Origin of the sequence: Mycetocola sp. BIGb0189 (assembly GCF_024810155.1) — a bacterium.
Lineage (GTDB): Bacteria > Actinomycetota > Actinomycetes > Actinomycetales > Microbacteriaceae > Mycetocola > Mycetocola lacteus.
In genome coordinates, this window is sequence record NZ_JANUED010000001.1 from 146,155 (window position 1) to 163,522 (window position 17,368).

The following is a 17,368-nucleotide window of genomic DNA, read 5'->3' on the forward strand; positions in this document are numbered from 1 at the left end:
GCGCTAGCCCTTGGTGCTCGATGCCAGGCGGGAGAGCTCGTCAAAGCTCGGTCCCGAGGTGGGAATGGTGACATCGAAGACCTCGGCGATGACCTGGGTCCAGCCGTGCAGGAAGTACACCCAGCCGTCAACCACCGTGACATTCAGCGCGGGATCCTGGGCACGGGCCTGGTCGAGGAAGATCAGGTCGCCGCGGTAGTTGAGGTCCCAGACGATCGCATCCTGCGGGAATACCACCGCGTTTGTCAGCGGGGATCCGGGGGCATCCTTGCCGAGGCCGGTCGCATTGATGATGACCGAGCCCGCCGGCAGATCGGCGACGATTGCGTCGCTCAGCTCGGGCTTCGGGGTCAGCCGCACGGTCACCGGGACCCGCGGGTCCGAGGAGGCCAGCACCTCGGCCAGGTCGTCCAGGCGCTGCTGACTGCGGTTGGCCACGATGATCTCGCGCGGGTGCGCGGCCCGCTCGGACCGGGAGAGATACCAGGAGATCGCGATGGCCGATCCGCCCGCCCCGATCACAAACACGTCGGGGTTGTACCGGGTGAGGTGCGCGGGGGAGAGGAGCGCGTCGAGGGCGAGGCCCGAGGAGATCGGGTCCTTGGCGTGGGCGATCAGGCGGCCATCCCGCTTGGAGATGCTGGAGATCTCGTTCATCAGGGTCGCCAGCGGATCCTCCTCATCAAAGAGGTCGCGGGCGGCGGCAAACAGGTCGAGCTTATGCGTGGTGACCAGGGCGCCGCGGCTCAGCGGATCGTTCTTGATGAACTCGACCACGCGTCGATACTGCTCGGCGGGGGCGTGCAGCGGCAGGTCGATGCCCACCAGCACGGCGTCGCCGAGTCCGAGTTCGGCGGCCCACAGCGGGAACACCTGGCGGATCGAGGAGGACCCGGTGGTCACCCCGATGAAGTACATCGTGGGGGCGGTGGCCGGGACCAGGGTGTCGGCGGTGAGGGTAACGGGGGCGCTCATTTGGTGGTGTCCTTATCGCGGAGGAGCGCGCGGGCCTGGGTGAGGGCGCGCGCGGCGTTGTCACGGATGGTGTCGAATTCGCCGGCCTGGATCAGCGCTCGCGGGGCGATCCAGGTGCCGCCGGCGGCGATCACGCGCGGGATGCGCAGGTAGTCGCCGAGGTTGTCGGGGGTCACGCCGCCGGTGGGCATCACGTGGCGCAGGCCCGAGGCGGCCAGCGGGGCCAGCAGGGCCGAGAGGGCCTTGGCTCCGCCGTTGAGTTCGGCGGGGAAGAATTTGACGGTGTCGAAGCCGTCCTCAACCGCGGCCATGATCTCCGAGGCGGTTGCGGCCCCGGGAATCAGGGGCAGTCCCGCCTCGCGGGCGGTCTGCCCGAGCAGCGGTGTATAGCCGGGGGAAACGCCGAACCGGGCCCCGGCTGCCTGTGCGTCGATCACGTTGGCCGGGGTGAACAGGGTGCCCACACCCACGTAGAACTCGGGGAGTTCGGTGGCGATTTGGCGGATGGACTCCAGGGCGTCGGGGGTGCGCATGGTCACCTCGATTGTGGTGAGTCCGGCCTCGGCCAGGGCGCGCGCCAGCGGAACCGCGAATCGAGCCTCGGGGATTTCGACCACGGGGACGATCCCGAACTCGCTCAGCAGCGCGAAGGGGTCCGCGGTGTCGGTGATGACGGTGCTCATGCGTTCACATCCGCGCGGTAGCCGGTGTGCTCGGGGTTGGCCACGCTCGCCCAGCCGCCGTGTCCGTCGGTGACCACGAGCTCCTTCATCCCGGCGGCGTCGCCGATGATCGCGTAGTCCTGGCCGGCGTCGGCCGCATAGGTAAAGAGGGTGACAAAGGGCTCGGTGCCCACGTTGATCGAGCGGTGAATCCAGTGTCCGGGCACGTTGACGGCCTCGCCCGGGGTCAGTTCGACCGCGGCGCTCTGACCGTCGATGGTCTCCAGCAGCATGACGCCGTGGCCGGCCAGGCAGTAGTAGAGTTCGGCGCGGTTCTCCACCGCGTGGATGTGGCCGCGGGTCACCGCAAACTCGGTTCCATAGGTGCCGGGCAGCAGGGTGCTGGTGCCGATTACCAGCGCGCCCTCCTCATCGGAGTAACGGTGTTCCTCAACCGAGTACACCAGGGTGTCGGCACCGTGCTTTTCCAGTGCCGCCCGATAGGCCGCGTCGTCGCGGTAGACCCCGGCCATATCGCCGAGGAACTTCTCGTAGCGACGGGTGTTGCCGGTGAGGTCCCCATTGGGGTGGACCCGAAGCGGAACCGGAATATCTACGCTGATGCTCATTGTTCTCCTAGGTGGGTGGATTTGGTAGTAATACTACATAATTAAGAATGTGAACGTGCACATTTGGGCGATATTGCCAAATTAAGCCCAATAATTCGTGCCGCACTTCAATTTGTCTGTAGTATTACTAAAAATCAGGAATTCAGCCCCGTGTCCCCACACGCGGCCATCGTTCTTCCGTATTCACCGTCGAATTCGTGCGAGAGGTTTGTCATGAAAGCAATTGTTTTCCGAGAGGGTTCCCAGTGGGCCGTCGAATCCATCGAGAAGCCGGTTCCCGGCCCCGGCGAGGCGCTGCTGCGGGTCATCCAGACCGGCGTGTGTGGCACCGATGAGCACCTGCTGCACGGCGGATTTATCGCCAAGTTCCCGCTGATTCCCGGCCATGAGATGGTCGGCGAGGTGGTTGAACTCGGTCCGGGTGAGGCCAACGCGGTGGTCGGCGACAACGTCGTGGTGGACAACACCGTGCTGTGTGGCAAGTGCCACGCCTGCCGTGAGGGCAACGACCTGTTCTGCGAGAACTTCGGTTCGCTCGGCTGCAACATGCCCGGCGGATTCGCCGAGTACGTGGTGGTCGATTCCAGTAAGGTCTACCCGATCGGAGACCTCGACCCCGACGTGGCCGTCTTCGCCGAGCCCACCGCCTGCGCCGTGCACGGCGTGGACATCCTGAACCTCAAGCCCGCCTCGGACGTGCTGATCTTCGGTGCCGGCCCCACCGGTCTGATCCTCTCCCAGCTGCTGAAGACCGCGGGTGCCGCCCGCGTCACCGTGGCCGCGCCGACCGCCTCCAAGCTTGAGGTGGCCACCGCGCTCGGTGCCGACCACACCGTCCAGGTGGATCGCACAAACCCCGAGGCTGCCTCGGCCGCGCTGCGCGACATCGCCCCGCGCGGATTCGACGCGGTGATCGAGGCTACCGGTTCGACCGCGGTCCTGGAGCTCGCCGTGAGCCACACCAAGACCGGCGGTACGGTGCTGGTCTACGGTCTGGCCGGCGAAAACGACACCGCGGCGATCAAGCCCTATGAGGTGTTTAGCCGTGAGCTGACCATCAAGGGATCCTACGCGCAGGTGCACTGCCTGGGCCGAGCGTTGTTTGCGCTGCAGACCGGACGCGTGCGCACCGAGGGCCTGATCACCTCCAAGCTCAACCTGGACACCTTCGACCAGGCGCTGGCCAACCTGCACGATTCCGAGCAGATCAAGACCATCGTCTCGTCGCGATAGCGTGCCATGATCATTTCCCACGACCTCGGAACCACCGGTAATAAGGCGACCCTGGTGGCCAATGACGGCCGCCTGATCGCCGCCGTCACCGTGCACTACGACACCGACTTCGGGCTCGGCGGCAAGGCCGAGCAGGATCCCCTCGCCTGGTGGGATGCCCTCGCCCAGGCCACCCGAGAACTGCTGGCCTCGGCGGGTGCGCGGCCCGAGGACATCGACGTGGTGTCCTTCTCGGGTCAGATGATGGGGGTGGTGGCCATCGATGACGCCGGAGATCCGGTGTTCCCCTCGATCATCTGGGCCGACACCCGGGCGACCGCGCAGACCGACCGGCTGCTCGATCGGGTGGGGATGGAGCGCGGCTATCAGATCACCGGGCATCGGCTGAACCCCACGTATTCGCTGGCCAAAACCATGTGGCTGCGCGATACCTCACCCGATGCCTTCGCCCGCGTGCGTCGCATCCTGCTGGCCAAGGACTTCATCGCCTTCAAACTGACCGGCGTGCAGGTGACCGATCGCTCGGATGCGTCGAGCACCAACGCGTATGATCAGCGCGCGGGCACCTGGTCCGAGGAGCTGATCGCCGCTTCGGGGCTGTCGCGGGAAATCTTCCCGGAGATCGTGGACTCCACCACGGTCATCGGCACCATCACCGCCGATGCGGCCCGGGCCACCGGGCTGCTGGCGGGAACCCCCGTGGTCATCGGGGGTGGCGACGGGCCGATGGCCGCGCTGGGGGCGGGCATCATCGACGCGAGCTCGGGTGCGTATGCGTGCATGGGGTCGTCCTCCTGGGTATCGGTCGCGGCGGATGCGCCGCTCTACGATCCGCAGATGCGCTCGATGACCTTCAACCATGTGATCCCCGGCCGCTTTGTCCCCACCGCCACGATGCAGGCGGGCGGTGCCTCGCTGCAGTGGATCGTGGATACGCTCTCCCCGGCGACCGCCGCCGACTACGCCGAACTCCTCGATGCCGCCCAGAACCGGCAGGCTTCGGGGGAAGGGCTGTACTTCCTCCCGCACCTGTTGGGGGAGCGCTCGCCCTACTGGAACCCGCACGCTCGCGCCGCGTTTGTGGGCCTGCTGCGCCATCACGACCGCGGGCACATGACCCGCGCGGTGCTGGAGGGAGTGGCGTTCAACCTGCTCACCGGGCTGCGCGCGTTCGCCGACTGCGGCACCGATGTGGACCGGATCGACGTGATCGGTGGGGCGGCCAACGCCTCGGCGCTGCTGCAGATCTTCGCCGACATGTGGGGCATGCCGGTCGCCCGGCGCGACCTCGTGGATGAGGCCGGGGCGATCGGCGCGGCCGTGGTCGCCGGGGTCGGCGTGGGCATCTTCGAGAACTTCGAGGTGGCCGCGACGCTGTCCAAGCGGAGTACCGGGTATGAGCCGAACCCCGAGGCAACCGCGCGCTACGCCCGCGAGTATCCGGTATTCCTCGACGCGTATGCGCGTCTGGAACCGTGGTTTGACGCGCTGGCGGCGGGTGGCTCGGATGCCTGAGTCGCGGCGGCCGAGTGCGGTACCCGAGTCTTCCCAGCGGGAGACGCCTGCCGCGGGGATCATTCGCACCGTCGGCGGCGATATCGCCCCCGAGGAGCTGGGTCGCACCAACTATCACGAGCACCTGTTCCAGGTGTCGCCCCTACTGGCCGGGGACGAACTCGACAACGAGGAGGCGTCGGGACACGAGGCCATCTCGCTGGTCGAGTCGGGCTTTGGTGCGATGATCGAGGCAACCCCGATGGGACTCGGCCGAAACCCGTCGGCGGTCGCGCGGATTGCCGCGCGGGCGGGGCTGCACGCGGTGCACGTGACCGGCGCGCACCACGGCGGACACTATCCCGAGGAACACCCGATTCGGGCACTGACCGAGGACGAGCTGGTCAATCGCTGGACCACGGAGATCCGCCTGGGGTTCGGGGAGGATCCGGCGGCGGTATCGGGGGACGAGTCGTCATTTGGGGAGCGCTCAGGGCTCGCTGGTGATGCGGCGGATTCCCGCGGCGTGAGTGCTCCGTTCGGTGCTTCTCCGGTGCGCGCGGGCATGCTCAAGGCGGGGATCCGCTACTGGCAGATCGGTCCGTTCGAGCGCCGCGCGCTGGCCGCGGTCGCCCGCACCCACGCCGAAACCGGGGCCGCGATCATGGTGCACCTGGACTACGGCTCCGCGGCTCACGAGGTCCTGGAGCTGTTGGAACGGGACGGCGTATCCCGGGACCGTGTGGTACTCGCGCACATCGACCGCAACCTAGACTCGGGCCTGCACGCGGACCTGATCGCCTCGGGGGCCTACCTCGGTTATGACGGCCCCGCGCGGCACCGCGAGGCACCGGATCAGGCGATCCTTGAGTGCCTGGAGCGCGTGGTGGCCCGGGTCGGATCGGACCGGATCCTGCTCGGCGGCGACGTCGCCCGAGCCTCCCGCTACCTCGCCTACGGCGGCATGCCCGGCCTGGAATACCTCGGCCGCCGCTTCATTCCGCGCCTCGAGGTGCGCCTCGGGGCTGACCGCGTCGACGCCCTCCTCGCCGACAACGCCGCCCGTCTGCTCACCCTCGCGGTGAACGGCGGCTAGCCCCAGACACACAGAAAACCCCGCGTCCGATGTGGACGCGGGGTTTTGTGTACGCCGATCTAGGCGTGCTTGGTCAAGCGGGTGAGCATGTCCGGAGCCGTGCGGTCGAGGATTCGGCCGCCCCAGCGCACACCGATCCAGTAGAACAGCGCGCCGATCCCCAGGCCCACCGGGAGGGTCAGCCAGATCAGCAGCGCCGATCCGGTGACCGCGCCCACGATCATCAGGATCAGGGCGGGCAGGCTCAGCAGGATCAGCGCGCCCATGCTGCCGAAGGTCCCGGCGAGGGAGAGCACTCCCGAACCGGGCTTGGAGGCCCAGGGGCTGTCCGCGGGGTCGGGCACGGGCATCAGGAAGAAGGCCGATTCCACCGAGGAGACGCCGTTTCCGGCCAGGATCATGCCCAGGCTCACCCCGAGCACCGCGGGGAGCAGGTGAACGCCGCCGGAGATGACCGCCACGATCACGGCGATCACGATGGTCATCGGGACGATCAGGGTCATAAACGCCCAGGCGCGTCCGCGACGGTCATCGATGCCGCGCACCCCGTGGGCCACGTGGGCGGCAAACGCGGTTCCGTCAAAAGCCAGGTCCACAAACGTCGCGGTGGCCACAAACAGCAGCATAAACGGGGTCGCGAACGCCAGTACCTCGGGGCCGCCCTCGGTCTGCCGGGTGATGAACCAGAACAGGAACGGCATCAGCGGCACCAGGATCAGGCTGCGCGCGTAGCGGGGATCTCGGAACCAGTAGATCAGGCAGCGGGCGGCAATCGCACCGGCCGGGCTCGCCGGGAAGAAGCGGAACGGCCCGCGCGCATCGCGTACCCGACCGGTGGAGCCCGAGCGGGTTGCCGAGGCGTTGACGCTTGCGGCGTAGGCAACCTGCCACAGCCAGTACACCAGTGCGATGCTCGCCAGAGCGACCAGCAGGTGCAGGATCGCGCCCAGCGGATCCCCGGCTGCTACCGCCGTCGGAACGGCCCACACGGCGCCAAACGGGGTCCAGGAGGCGACCGCGGCGATACTCGGGAACAGGTCGACCGAGAGCGTGATTCCACCGGAAATCCCGGCGATCAGCGGCCCGAGCAGGATGAGGAGAACCAGCAGCACCGTTCCGATGATCTCGCGGTAGCGTCGGCTCATCGCCAGCCGGGAGGCCAGCGTGAGAACCAGCTGGGACACCAGCAGGCAGGTGACCAGAGCGATCGGCGCGCAGATCACCGCAACCACCGCCGCCAGCGGCGAGCGAATCCACGCCAGGGCGGTCAGCGCCGAAACCAGCAGGGTGATGATGCCGGGAATCCCCAGCGCCCCGGCGAGGAGCGTGCCCCAGCGTAGGGAGGTCTGGGAGATGGGGAACATCGCAAAACGGGCCGGATCCAGGGTGCGATCGGCACCCGCGGTGGCCAGTGGGACGATGCCCCAGCCGAGCACCAGGACCGAGCCCACGGTGATCAGGATGACCCCGGTGAATTCGGAACCATTGATCCCCAGTACCACCAGCGACACCAGGGCCATGCCCAGAATGCCCAGACCGTAGAGCGCACCGATGATCGCACCCACCAGCTGCCAGGTGTTACGGCGCAGCGAGTTCCACATGATCTGGTAGCGCAGCTTGACCAGCACCCGCACGATGCTGGGCGGTTTGGTCGCGACGGGGGCGGGGGCTAGAAGCTGCGTAGCCACTCGGGACCCTCCTGCTGGTGGCGGCCGCCGACAAGCTGGACAAAGCGGTCCTCCAGCGTCGATCCGGCGCGCACCTCATCGACGGTGCCCGCGGCGACCACGCGACCGGCGGCAATCACGGCCACATGGTCACACATCCGCTCGACCAGGTCCATCGAGTGGCTGGACACGATCACCGTGCCGCCCCCGGCCACGTAGCCGTGCAGGATGTCGCGGATGTTGGCGGCCGAGACCGGATCCACCGACTCAAACGGCTCATCCAGCACCAGCAGGCGCGGGGCGTGGATCATGGCGCAGGCGAGCGCGATCTTCTTGGTCATACCGGCCGAGTAGTCCACGACCAGCGTGTTTGCCGCCTGCTGCAGGTCGAGCAGGCCGAGCAGGTCGGTGGTGCGGGTCGCGACGGTTTCCGCGTCCAGTCCCGAGAGGAGGCCGTGATAGGTGACCAGCTGCTGGCCGGTCAGGCGATCGAACATGCGCACGCCGTCGGCGAGGTTTCCCACCAGGCGCTTGGCCTCGACCGGGTTTTCCCACATGTCCACGCCGTAGATCAGCGCGGTGCCAAACTCGGGACGCAGCAGGCCGGTCGCCATCGACAGGGTTGTGGTTTTACCGGCGCCGTTGGGACCCACCAGACCGTAGAAGGAACCCTGGGGGATCGTGAGGTTGATGCCGTTGACCGCGATCTTCTCGCCGAAGCGCTTGGCGAGCCCACGAATTTCCATGGCCGGGACGTCCGGGGCCGAGTGCCCGCCAAACGGGGCGGGGACCGCCTCGGCTGCGGCGGACGCTCCGGTCTGGGTGGGAGTGGCCTCGGGGAGGGGAGCATCGGCGGCGAACTGCGGGGGTGCTGCGTCAGGCTGCGGTGATGGCTGCGGGATTCCCTGGGGCGGGATGGGGTCGGTCATCGGGTCCTTCCGGATGGTCGCGGGAGCGATTGCGCGGAAAACGCCGATCGCCCGGTTGATCACCGCCAACCTACCAAGAATGGTGGGTGTGGTGGGGAACAACCGGGCGATTTGGCGGATTTGGAGGCCCGTTAGCGCGGATCGCGGGGACGCAGCCAGCGCTCCAGCACGATCGATCCGTCCTGCCAGGGCAGCAAGATCCAGACGATCAGGTAGGTCAGGATTCCGATCCCGGGCAGCAGGAACGCCAGCAGTGTGCCGATCCGCACCGCGGTGGGGTTCCAATTGAAGCGGGTCGCGATACCGGCACAGATTCCGCCAAACATTCGGTCTGGTCCGCGCCGGACGGTGCTCTTGCGCAGTACATCAAAAAAGCCATTCATTATTTTGCTCCCTGCGAGTTACGGGCATTGCGGACAACCATGCCGATGCCGCAGCCCACCAGGACCGCCCCGGCGGCGGTCACCACGGTGAAGGCCAGGGTAATCGGATCCACCGAGATGTCCCAGACGTTCTTGGCGACCAGCAGCACCCCGAAGGCCAGGAGCAGCATGCCCCAGACGATGGTGAATGCACGCGGGGTGCGGTTGATCGGAGCCTCAACCCGGGTGCCCACGGCCACCGGCGTTCCGGTCGGATAGGCGGCGGGCGGAACGTAGGGGTAGTTCGGGGTCGCGGTGTGCGGACCCGAGTAGGCGGCGGTGGGGACCTCGTCCTGTGCGGTCGTCGGCGTTGCCTGAGGGTAGGCGGTGGTGGGGACCTCGTCCTGCGCGGTCGTGGGCGTTGCTTGGGGGTAGGCGGTGGTGGGGACCGTATCCTCCGCGTGGGTGGGCGTCGACTGCGGATACGCGACGGTGGGGTTCGTATCCTCCGCGTTCTCCTGCTGTGCCTCGGCCACCAGATCCTCGATCCGCAGTTCCTTCTCGGGCTCGGTGTTGTGCCCGTTCTTGTCCGGGGTGTTCGTGGACACTAGTGTGCTCCCTTGCTGATCGCGGGTGCCGCGGCGCTTTCGCCGGCGACTCGGGGTTTGTCGGTGACCGTGACGTTACTGAACGCGCCACGGATTTCCAGGATGATTTGCGGGCCATTTTCGGAGTTCGGACCGAAGCCGGCGGAGTTGTCGAACCAGAGACCACCGCGCTTGTTATCCACGCTGCCACCGGTGATCTTCGAGGCCGCGAGGGCCAGGGACGTATCCACCGAGACCCGCACGTCGTTCGGGACGTATACCCGCAGGTCGGACATTGCGACGTTGACCGGGACGGTGATCGGTCCGCTGCCGTCCAAATCCCTGATTCGGGAGAGATCGATGGTCCCGGAGGCTGCGGCGATGGCATACCCATCCCCGGCCTCGGCGGCGGTGCCGGGGATGAAGGTGGCCGAGGTGGCGGCGGCCCAGTTGAGGCTCTGCCCGCCAAACGAGGTGAACAGCCCGCCGATCAGCGCAAACACCGCCATCCAGCCGAGGAACCCACCGTGTCTGCCGCGGATTCCGCTGATCAGCACACCGAGCGCAAAGACGGCCGCTGCCACACCCAGCGCAATCGCCACGGCGCTTCCGTTGAAACCGTAGCCGGCGATAGTGGAGACCCCCAGCACCGCGGCACCGGCCAGAAACGCCAGCCCGGTGCAGAGCAGTCCGGTTGCGGCACCCGGGCCCAGAACGCGCGGCCGCGGCGGGCGGGCGGCATGGGGGACATGCGGCGGATGCGGGGTACGGGCACCCTGCGGGTTTCGGACGCTCTGCGGCGCGGGCTGTGCAGACTGCGCGGACTGTGCGGTCTGAGCGGGCTGTGCAGACTGCGCGGGCTCAGCCGGGCCCGAAAACTCCGCGGCCGGTTCGGGCGCCGCGGCACCCGCGTTCCCATGCAGTTCGTCTACCGACTGGGGCGCGGTGGCCGGTGCCGGTGCGCCGAAGGGCGCGGGCGCGGTGGCCGGGCCGGCAGCCGGGGCCACAAAGGGTGCCGGGTATCCGGGCGCGGTTCCGGTCGGGTTACCGGCGGGGGATCCACCATCCGGGTAGGGGCGGTTTTCGGAATCGGGTGCCGACGGCGTGCCGCCACCATTCGAGCCCGAGCCCCCGGTCTGCCGTGTGATGAAAAACACCGTGGCACCGATAATGAGAGCCAGCACGATCAGGGAGGTCAACCAGGAGTTACGCCCCCAGTCCCACGGAGAAAACGAGCCCACCTGGATATTCAGAAGCCCGATACCCCCGAAAATTACGGCACCGGTCATGCCCGCCGCCCACCTGCTGTAGCGCAGGGCCTCGGCGTGAATGTAGCCGTTGCGGTCGGGCAGGAACGCCCAGGCGAGTCCATAGAGGAACGGCCCCACACCGGTAAAGATACTGAGCACCACGATGAAGCCGCGCACCAGGATGGGATCGATGCCCATCCGCTGGGCGAGGCCACCCGCGACGCCACCCAGCCAGGATGACTCGGAGCGCACAATGTGCGTGTCACGGATGCTGTCAAAAAAGCCACGGGTGGGGCGGGTGGGGCCGGAGTTACCGGGATCGGTCGTGTTCATATCTTCAGTGTGGTCCGGGGACGGGATTCTCCGCTATGGGGGCCCACCCTGATAAAACCCTGAGTCTGGTGGGGGAGCGTCCGGGGTTCCCCGGATTTCCGGCGCTGCAGGTGGTCGCCCCCGCGCGGGCGTGCTTGTATGGACCCATGCGTCTTCCCCTGGTCAGAACCCGGTCCCGTGCGATCGCGGGTGTGTGCGCGGGTCTTGCCCGGCACCTCAACCTGCCGGTGATGTGGGTACGCGTTGCGATGATCGCGCTGACCTTCTTCGGCGGTGCCGGGGCCCTGCTCTATGCCTGGTTGTGGCTGCTGGTTCCCAGCGAGGACGAGGTGGAGCGCACGGCGGATCGGGACTTCAATCCGCGCAACGTGGCCGAGAACTTCGCCCGCAACGTGGCACCGTGGCTGCGTACGCGCCCGGCCGATCCCGCTCATCCAACCGGCACCGACCGGCCCAATCCGTTTACACCCCCGCGCTCGATGGGTCCGGCCGATCCCGGACATGCGCCCCGGTCCGAACCCTCGAGCGCTACAAAGCCGGTGGGGACCGACGGACGCCCCTGGCGGCAGTGGAAGATGGGTCTGCCGGAGATCGCCGTGGGCGTGGTGCTGCTGGGCATCGCGGTGGCCATTCTGCTGGAGATGCTGGGTGTTCACATCAACTGGCAAACCTGGCTGCCCGCGATCGCGATCATCACCGGTGTGGGACTCACCTGGATTCAACTGGATACCGGGACGCTGGGACGCACGGCCGGCGGCCGGGTTTCCTCGGGGGCGCTGCGCCTGATTGCCGGCATCGCCCTGGTGGTGATCGGCATCCTGATCCTGATCACCGGCGCGGTGGATCAGGTCCTGATCGGACAAACCCTGCTGGCCACGTTCGCGATTCTCTGCGGGCTGGCCGTGGTGCTGGCACCCTGGGGTGTGAAGTATTGGCGCGAGCTGGGGGCCGAACGCGCGGCCAGGGCCCGCGAATCCGAGCGCGCGGACATCGCCGCACACCTGCACGATTCGGTCCTGCAAACCCTCGCCCTGATCCAGAACCGTGCCGACAGCCCCGCCGATGTGCGCCGCCTGGCACGCGCCCAGGAACGCGAATTGCGGGCGTGGATTAGCTCGGACCGGCCCGATCCCGGCGGCAGCATCGCCGAGCGTCTGCGTGGCATCGCCGCCGAGATCGAGGACGGCTACGGGCGCACCATCGAGATCGTCACCGTGGGTGACACCGATCACTCGGAGCGACTGGAACCGCTGTTGGCGGCGACCCGCGAGGCGATCCAGAACGCCGCCAAACACGCGACCGGCACGATTTCGGTCTATCTTGAAGTGGGTGCCGGCGCGTGCGAGGTGTTCGTGCGCGACCGCGGACCGGGCTTCGACCCGGACCAGGTGCCAGAGGACCGCCACGGCGTCCGCGACTCGATCCTGGGCCGGATGACCCGGCACGGCGGCACCGCGACCCTGCGCAACACCGGACAGGGGACCGAGGTGGCCCTGCGGATGCCGCTGCCCGATACACCGAAGGAACAGGTATGAGCGATCACGAACCCCAGAGTCTCCGAGTTGTCCTGGTGGACGATCACGCGATCTTCAGGTCGGGCCTGCGCGGCGCGCTCGCCGCGGACATCGAGGTGGTGGCCGAGGCGGCCACCGTGGAACAGGCGATCACCGCGATCCATGACACCCTCCCGGCCGTGGTCCTGCTCGACGTGCACCTGCCCGGAGGCCGTGGCGGGGGCGGAGCCGAGGTCATCGTGGGATGCGCCGATCTGCTGGCCCACACCCGGTTCTTGGCGCTCAGCGTCTCCGATCAGGCCGAGGATGTGGTGACCGTGATCCGTGCCGGCGCCCGCGGCTACGTCACCAAAACCATCGACGCCGACGAACTCAACGACGCGATCCGCCGGGTCGCCGCGGGAGACGCCGCATTCTCCCCGCGCCTGGCGGGGTTTGTGCTGGATGCGTTCGGCACCCAGAACGTCGCCCAGATCGATGATGAGCTGGATAAGCTTTCGGCCCGCGAACTCGAAGTCATGCGGCTGATCGCCCGCGGCTACTCCTATAAGGAGGTCGCCGCCGACCTGTTCATCTCCACCAAGACGGTGGAGTCTCACGTGTCGGCGGTGCTGCGCAAGCTCCAGCTCTCGAATCGGCATGAACTATCGCGCTGGGCCGTGGACCGCCGGATCCTCTGATCGCCCACTCGTTTACATCATCTGAACATCCTGCCGCGTAGCGTAGTACCCATCAGATATTTCAGGCGAAAGGGTGATGATGGGGTTTCAAAGATGGCATGTGACAACCGCGGTTTCGGCCGTGTTACTGATGGGCTTGGGGACCTTCGCTCCGGCGTCGGCGACCCAGCTTGAGCGATCGCCCGGTGAGATTCGGGAGTACTGGACGCCCGAGCGAATGCGGCAGGCCGCGGGTAGTGAACCGCTTATCCCCGGCGATATCGAGAATCGGGATGCGCACACCCCGCTCGGAACCGACGACGAGCTGGGTGCACCGTGGACCGGTGGTGGGGATATCGCCAGCACCGCCGGTCGCCTGTTCTTCAACGTGTACGACGAGGAGGGAAATGCCCAGGTCAGTAGCTGTAGCGCAAACGTGGTGGAGAGCGAAAACAAGAGTGTGATCATGTCCGCCAACCACTGTGCGCATGGCCAGGACTACCTCTTTGTCCCGGGTTATCATGACGGTGAGATGCCCTACGGCGGCTGGACGGTCAACGAGATTTTTGCTCCCGAGCGATTTACTCCCTCAACCGATTTCGCCGCGTTCAGGCTGGATAAACTCGAAGACCTCCCAATTCAAGACGTGGTTGGTGCCCAGGCCGTGAGTTTCAATGGCGTACGCCCCGATCGGATGAACCTCTTCGGATATCCGCGCGAGCGCGCCAATGAACCCGAGAATCCCTATGGTGGCGAGCGATTGAATTACTCCGAAAGCGACACCCGGGATAACGCTCAGTGGGGAATGATTGGTGTCGCCTCGGATATGGCTCACGGAGTGAGTGGTGGACCATTTCTGGCAGATTTTGACCCGGCGACGGGGAAGGGTACCCAGGTTGCCGTGGTTTCGGGAAGCACGTGCGCGGAGTACTCCGAGGAGGGCGAGTGCACGGTCATGGAGGAAACCGTTTACGGTGCCCCATTCAACGAGGTTGCCCGGGCACTCTATGAGCAGGCGGCCGGTATCGCGGCCTAGCTGGAATGCATACGGCGCGGTCTCCGAAAGTGGAGACCGCGCCGTATGCTGTGACGCGGGTGTGCGGCGCGACCTAGTCGGTAAGCAGCTCGGGGGCACCCACGCGGAGGTCGAAGGCTCCGGCGAACTGCGCGTCAAACTCCTGCACCGATCCACCAATGCTGTGCGCGATGAACTCGGTGGCGCGCGGTCCAACCTGGTCGATCAGAGCCTGAATGACCTGGGCTACGGCACCGGGAAGCCCGGCCTCATCGGCACCGTTGAACACCACGACGTACTCGACGTCGTCCCCGAAGGACACCTCGGCGTCCTCGCTCAGCACGGTCTCGTTGGCGGTGACCTGGAAGAACCAGCCGGGGATCCGCTCGGCACCGGTGGGCAGCACGCCCTCCTCGGGGCGGTGCGCGGCGAGGGTGGCCTCGAGGTCCTCGGAGTACAGGTATTCGGCCACAAACAGCGGCGGCAGCACCCCGGAAACCTCGAGTTCGGGCTCGGCGTCGGCCACAATCTCGAACGCGGGAGAGTCCGCGGCTGCGAACTCCTCAAAACCGGGCTCGGGGGTGAAGTTCTGCGGGTTTTCGGCGCTAGTCATGCGCCCAGTTTAGCGGGTTAGGGCAGGACGTATCCGCCCTGGGACTCCACCGCCAAGCCATCGGCGAGGAGCCCGGCGAGGGCCCGATCCAGCTGGACCCGATCCTCCCAGAGCCCAATAATCTCGGCATCGGTGACCGGCAAATGTGCGGCCCGAAGCTCACGCAGAATCAGCCCGCGTACCTGCCGATCGCTGCCCGCATAGGTCTTCTGCACGGCCTTGGTGGGGCCGAAGTATTCGGGCGAGCCGGCCTGGACCCAGGCGCACGCGTCCCGGATCGGACACACATCACACCGCGGCGACCGCGCCGTGCAGACAACCTGTCCCAACTCCATAATCGCCACGTTAAAGGCGCGGGCCGCCTCGCGATCCTCGGGCAGCAGTGCGGCCATATCGGCCAGGTCCGCGGCGGCGCGGGGCGGGCCGGGTTCGGCCTGGGCGTGGATCGCGCGGGCAATGACCCGGCGACCGTTGGTGTCGATCACCGGGTGACGATCCCCATAGGCAAAGACGGCAACCGCGCGGGCCGTATAGTCGCCCACGCCGGTCAGCGCGAGCAGGGTGGGGACGTCCCGCGGCACGATTCCGCCGTGCTGCTCGGTAATCTGCACGGCGGCCCGGTGCAGCCACAGCGCCCGGCGCGGATAGCCGAGGTTGGCCCAGGCGCGCACCGCCTCCCCGGAGGGGGACGCCGCCAGATCGGCGGGGGTGGGCCAGCGCTCCAGCCATTCGGCGAGGCGCGGAATGACCCGGGCCACCGGGGTTTGTTGCAGCATAAACTCCGACACCAGGGTGCCCCAGGCGGGGAAATCGTCTTCGCGCCAGGGGAGGGCGCGGCCCTCGCGGGCGAACCAGTCGATCAGCGCCCGGGGAATGTCGGTGGTGTTCATCGATTCCAGCGTAGCCGGGCGGCCCGATTCGTTGTGAACCGGGCACCCGACGCCGATGAATATGGGAGGATGGAGGCTGGTTTTATACGGCGGTGTGGCAAGGAGATTTTGGTGAGTTCAGGCATTGTGCTGGTGGATAAGTCCGGCGGGATGACCAGCCACGACGTGGTCGCGCGCACCCGACGTCTCGCGGGCACCCGCAAGGTGGGCCATGCCGGAACCCTGGATCCGATGGCCACCGGCCTGCTGATTCTCGGCATCAACTCGGCCACACGCCTGCTCACCTACGTGGTGGGCCTGGACAAGGAGTACTACGCCACGATTGTGCTGGGATCCTCCACCACCACCGATGACGCCGAGGGGGACACCGTGGAAACCGCGGCCCCCGCGGCCGTGTCCGCGGTGACCGAGGAGGCCATCGCTGCGGGCATTGAGGTGCTCCGCGGTGACATCCTGCAGGTGCCCACCCAGGTGTCGGCGATCAAGGTGGATGGCAAGCGCGCCTACGACCTGGTGCGCTCGGGGGAGACCGTCGAGCTCAAGGCTCGTCCGGTCACCATCTCAGCCTTCGAGGTTCTGGAAACCCGTCGCCTGGCGGATCGGATCGAGCTGGACGTGCGGGTCGAGTGCTCCTCGGGCACCTACATTCGTGCCCTCGCCCGGGACCTGGGGAATGACCTGGGTGTCGGGGGACACCTGAGCGCCCTGCGTCGCACCCGGATCGGACCGTTCTCGGTGGCCGACGCGGTGACCCTCGAAGACCTGGATCCCGCCGCCCGGCTGATCTCCTCGGCCGCCGCCGCCAAGACCCTGTTCCCGCACGTCACCCTGGATGCCCAGCGCGCGATCGACCTGGGCCACGGTAAGAAGATCGGAATCGAAGGCTTCCCCGCGGACGTTTCCGGCCCGATTGCCGCGCTGACCCCGAATGGTGCACTGATCGGCCTGGTGCAGGCCGGCAAAAACAGCGCCCGTTCGCTGGTGAACTTCCCCTCCGATGAGGCGCAGGTGGCACCGGCCGCTGCCGTCGCTGAGACCGCCGTCGCAGATTCTGTCGAGGCGCAGGCATGATCACCTGGCTGACCTACGGCATCACCGGGATCGCGGCCCTGGCGGGTCTGATGTGTGTGGTGATGGGCCTGCTCGGCCGCAAACCCAGCGACCTGAGCCTCGGCTCTGCCGCACTGGTTGAGCTTCTGCTGCTGGTCCAGCTCGTGGTGGCGATCATCGCCCCGGCCACCGGCAACAACATTTATGGCGACCCGATCGAGTTTTATGCCTATCTGATCTGTGCGCTGATCATCCCCGCCGCCGCCGTGTTCTGGGGGCTGCTGGATCGCACCCGCTGGTCCACGGTCATCGTCGGGGTCGGCCTGCTTGCGGTCTCGGTGATGGTCATTCGGATGGAGGTCATCTGGACCACGGTGGCTGCCTGACCCGCAGGATTTCGCCCCTCCGAC

General features: G+C 67.2%; 18 protein-coding genes. 8 read left to right on the forward strand and 10 right to left on the reverse strand.

All coding sequences use genetic code 11. From position 1 onward, the window contains the following. Positions 1 to 3: 3 nt before the first annotated feature. From M2390_RS00630 to M2390_RS00640, 3 genes are read right to left on the reverse strand one after another with little or no spacing between them, the layout of a single operon-like run. Positions 4 to 975 carry a shikimate dehydrogenase gene (locus M2390_RS00630; protein WP_259176300.1) on the reverse strand — a complete coding sequence of 324 codons (972 nt, stop codon included), beginning with the start codon at positions 973 to 975 and terminating at the stop codon, positions 4 to 6. Continuing rightward, positions 972 to 1,658, reverse strand: coding sequence for a bifunctional 4-hydroxy-2-oxoglutarate aldolase/2-dehydro-3-deoxy-phosphogluconate aldolase (locus M2390_RS00635; RefSeq protein WP_259176301.1), 687 nt, complete (start codon positions 1,656 to 1,658; stop codon positions 972 to 974). The genes M2390_RS00630 and M2390_RS00635 overlap by 4 nt, the downstream gene beginning before the upstream one ends. Further along, the gene (locus M2390_RS00640) at positions 1,655 to 2,266 is read right to left on the reverse strand and encodes a glucose-6-phosphate isomerase family protein (protein WP_259176302.1); all 612 of its coding nucleotides are present in this window, start codon (positions 2,264 to 2,266) and stop codon (positions 1,655 to 1,657) included. The genes M2390_RS00635 and M2390_RS00640 overlap by 4 nt, the downstream gene beginning before the upstream one ends. Before the next feature lie 213 nt (positions 2,267 to 2,479). On the opposite strand from M2390_RS00640, the gene M2390_RS00645 reads away from it, so the two are divergent. The 3 genes from M2390_RS00645 to M2390_RS00655 are packed head-to-tail and all read left to right on the forward strand — an operon-like array spanning position 2,480 to position 6,089. Next, positions 2,480 to 3,499 carry a zinc-dependent alcohol dehydrogenase family protein gene (locus M2390_RS00645; RefSeq protein ID WP_187976499.1) on the forward strand — a complete coding sequence of 340 codons (1,020 nt, stop codon included), beginning with the start codon at positions 2,480 to 2,482 and terminating at the stop codon, positions 3,497 to 3,499. A 6-nt stretch (positions 3,500 to 3,505) separates the two neighbouring features. Further along, entirely contained in the window at positions 3,506 to 5,014 is a 1,509-nt protein-coding gene (gene xylB / locus M2390_RS00650) for a xylulokinase (protein WP_259176304.1), read from the forward strand. Next, positions 5,007 to 6,089 carry a phosphotriesterase gene (locus tag M2390_RS00655; RefSeq protein WP_259176305.1) on the forward strand — a complete coding sequence of 361 codons (1,083 nt, stop codon included), beginning with the start codon at positions 5,007 to 5,009 and terminating at the stop codon, positions 6,087 to 6,089. The genes xylB and M2390_RS00655 overlap by 8 nt, the downstream gene beginning before the upstream one ends. Before the next feature lie 59 nt (positions 6,090 to 6,148). Here M2390_RS00655 and M2390_RS00660 read toward each other — a convergent pair whose 3' ends face one another. From M2390_RS00660 to M2390_RS00680, 5 genes are all read right to left on the reverse strand, one after another. Further along, the gene (locus tag M2390_RS00660) at positions 6,149 to 7,777 is read right to left on the reverse strand and encodes a transporter (protein ID WP_259176306.1); all 1,629 of its coding nucleotides are present in this window, start codon (positions 7,775 to 7,777) and stop codon (positions 6,149 to 6,151) included. Then, positions 7,759 to 8,685, reverse strand: a complete 927-nt coding sequence (locus tag M2390_RS00665) for an ABC transporter ATP-binding protein (protein ID WP_396822299.1) — start codon at positions 8,683 to 8,685, stop codon at positions 7,759 to 7,761. Before M2390_RS00665 ends, M2390_RS00660 begins: the two co-directional genes overlap by 19 nt. 131 nt (positions 8,686 to 8,816) lie before the next feature. Beyond that, complete coding sequence (locus M2390_RS00670; protein WP_187976492.1) at positions 8,817 to 9,068, reverse strand: PspC domain-containing protein; 252 nt, start codon at positions 9,066 to 9,068, stop codon at positions 8,817 to 8,819. Further along, complete coding sequence (locus tag M2390_RS00675; protein WP_259176307.1) at positions 9,068 to 9,655, reverse strand: hypothetical protein; 588 nt, start codon at positions 9,653 to 9,655, stop codon at positions 9,068 to 9,070. The genes M2390_RS00670 and M2390_RS00675 overlap by 1 nt, the downstream gene beginning before the upstream one ends. After that, positions 9,655 to 11,217 carry a PspC domain-containing protein gene (locus tag M2390_RS00680; RefSeq protein WP_259176309.1) on the reverse strand — a complete coding sequence of 521 codons (1,563 nt, stop codon included), beginning with the start codon at positions 11,215 to 11,217 and terminating at the stop codon, positions 9,655 to 9,657. Before M2390_RS00680 ends, M2390_RS00675 begins: the two co-directional genes overlap by 1 nt. 146 nt (positions 11,218 to 11,363) lie before the next feature. Here M2390_RS00680 and M2390_RS00685 point away from each other — a divergent pair, with 146 nt between their 5' ends. From M2390_RS00685 to M2390_RS00695, 3 genes are all read left to right on the forward strand, one after another. Continuing rightward, positions 11,364 to 12,752 (forward strand): ATP-binding protein, encoded by a 1,389-nt coding sequence (locus tag M2390_RS00685; protein WP_259176311.1) that lies wholly within the window; start codon positions 11,364 to 11,366, stop codon positions 12,750 to 12,752. Continuing rightward, complete coding sequence (locus tag M2390_RS00690) at positions 12,749 to 13,411, forward strand: response regulator transcription factor (protein WP_259176313.1); 663 nt, start codon at positions 12,749 to 12,751, stop codon at positions 13,409 to 13,411. The genes M2390_RS00685 and M2390_RS00690 overlap by 4 nt, the downstream gene beginning before the upstream one ends. A gap of 100 nt (positions 13,412 to 13,511) precedes the next feature. Next, a complete protein-coding gene (locus M2390_RS00695; protein WP_259176314.1) occupies positions 13,512 to 14,426 on the forward strand; it encodes a trypsin-like serine protease in 915 nt (304 codons plus the stop codon). A 73-nt stretch (positions 14,427 to 14,499) separates the two neighbouring features. Here the strand turns inward: M2390_RS00695 and M2390_RS00700 are convergent, their stop codons facing one another. Then, complete coding sequence (locus M2390_RS00700) at positions 14,500 to 15,018, reverse strand: hypothetical protein (RefSeq protein WP_030142958.1); 519 nt, start codon at positions 15,016 to 15,018, stop codon at positions 14,500 to 14,502. 17 nt (positions 15,019 to 15,035) lie between these two features. Continuing rightward, complete coding sequence (locus M2390_RS00705) at positions 15,036 to 15,908, reverse strand: A/G-specific adenine glycosylase (protein WP_187976488.1); 873 nt, start codon at positions 15,906 to 15,908, stop codon at positions 15,036 to 15,038. A gap of 108 nt (positions 15,909 to 16,016) precedes the next feature. Between M2390_RS00705 and truB the strand changes: the two genes are divergently transcribed. Together truB and M2390_RS00715 are read left to right on the forward strand one after the other, a co-directional pair. Then, entirely contained in the window at positions 16,017 to 16,979 is a 963-nt protein-coding gene (gene truB / locus M2390_RS00710) for a tRNA pseudouridine(55) synthase TruB (protein ID WP_259176316.1), read from the forward strand. Next, on the forward strand, positions 16,976 to 17,344 hold the full coding sequence (locus M2390_RS00715; protein ID WP_030142961.1) for a hypothetical protein: 369 nt from the start codon (positions 16,976 to 16,978) through the stop codon (positions 17,342 to 17,344). Before truB ends, M2390_RS00715 begins: the two co-directional genes overlap by 4 nt. The last annotated feature ends 24 nt before the right edge of the window (positions 17,345 to 17,368 follow it).